The sequence below is a fragment of the Bartonella sp. AA78NXGY genome, assembly GCF_042197005.1.
Classification (GTDB): domain Bacteria; phylum Pseudomonadota; class Alphaproteobacteria; order Rhizobiales; family Rhizobiaceae; genus Bartonella.
Window position 1 is genome coordinate 1 of record NZ_JBHIRI010000070.1, and the last position, 1,189, is coordinate 1,189.

A 1,189-nucleotide genomic window follows, 5' to 3' on the forward strand; every position below is an offset into this window, starting at 1 on the left:
AATGGCGAAGAGCAAGTTTGAACGAACAAAACCGCATGTTAATATTGGTACGATTGGTCACGTTGATCATGGGAAGACCTCGTTGACAGCAGCGATTACGAAATATTTTGGTGAATTTAAAGCTTATGACCAAATTGACGCTGCGCCAGAGGAACGCGCACGTGGAATTACTATTTCTACAGCACACGTTGAGTATGAAACGGAAAATCGTCACTATGCGCACGTTGATTGTCCAGGACACGCTGATTATGTGAAAAACATGATCACAGGGGCAGCACAGATGGATGGTGCTATTTTGGTTGTTTCAGCAGCTGATGGCCCAATGCCTCAGACACGTGAGCATATTTTGCTTGCACGTCAGGTTGGTGTTCCAGCAATTGTTGTTTTTCTTAATAAAGTTGATCAGGTTGATGATGCAGAACTTTTGGAGCTTGTAGAGCTTGAGGTTCGGGAACTTTTATCCAAATATGATTTCCCAGGCGATGATATACCAATTGTTAAGGGTTCTGCGTTGGCGGCTCTTGAGGATAAGGATAAAAGTATTGGTGAAGATGCTGTTCGTCTTTTAATGAGTGAAGTTGATAATTATATCCCAACCCCTGAACGTCCTGTTGATCAACCATTTTTGATGCCGATAGAAGATGTTTTTTCGATTTCGGGTCGTGGAACTGTTGTTACGGGTCGTGTTGAGCGTGGTGTTATTAAAGTTGGAGAGGAAATCGAGATTATCGGTATTCGTCCAACTTCTAAGACGACGGTTACAGGCGTTGAAATGTTCCGCAAGCTTTTGGATCAAGGTCAAGCGGGTGATAATATAGGAGCTCTGCTACGTGGTGTTGACCGTGAAGGGATTGAGCGTGGTCAAGTATTGGCAAAGCCGGGATCCGTTACACCTCATACACGGTTTAAAGCAGAAGCTTACATTTTGACAAAAGATGAAGGTGGACGTCATACACCATTTTTCACGAATTATCGCCCTCAGTTTTACTTCCGTACGACGGATGTTACAGGTATTGTTACGCTTCCAGAAGGAACGGAAATGGTTATGCCAGGTGACAATGTTGCGATGGATGTTTCGTTGATCGTTCCGATAGCGATGGAAGAGAAACTTCGTTTTGCTATTCGTGAAGGTGGTCGTACTGTTGGTGCCGGTATCGTCTCTAAGATCATTGAATAAATAATGCTTGTT

1 protein-coding gene is annotated in these 1,189 nt (G+C 43.6%); it reads left to right on the plus strand.

The features are described from left to right. Nucleotide 1 precedes the first annotated feature (1 nt). On the plus strand, nucleotides 2-1,177 hold the full coding sequence (gene tuf / locus ACFINL_RS09670; protein WP_012755022.1) for an elongation factor Tu: 1,176 nt from the start codon (nucleotides 2-4) through the stop codon (nucleotides 1,175-1,177). Nucleotides 1,178-1,189 lie beyond the last annotated feature (12 nt).

Coding starts and splice junctions, on each gene's coding strand:
- tuf (WP_012755022.1), top strand. CDS start 2: ATGGCGAAGAGCAAGTTTGAACGAACAAAACCGCATGTTAATATTGGT.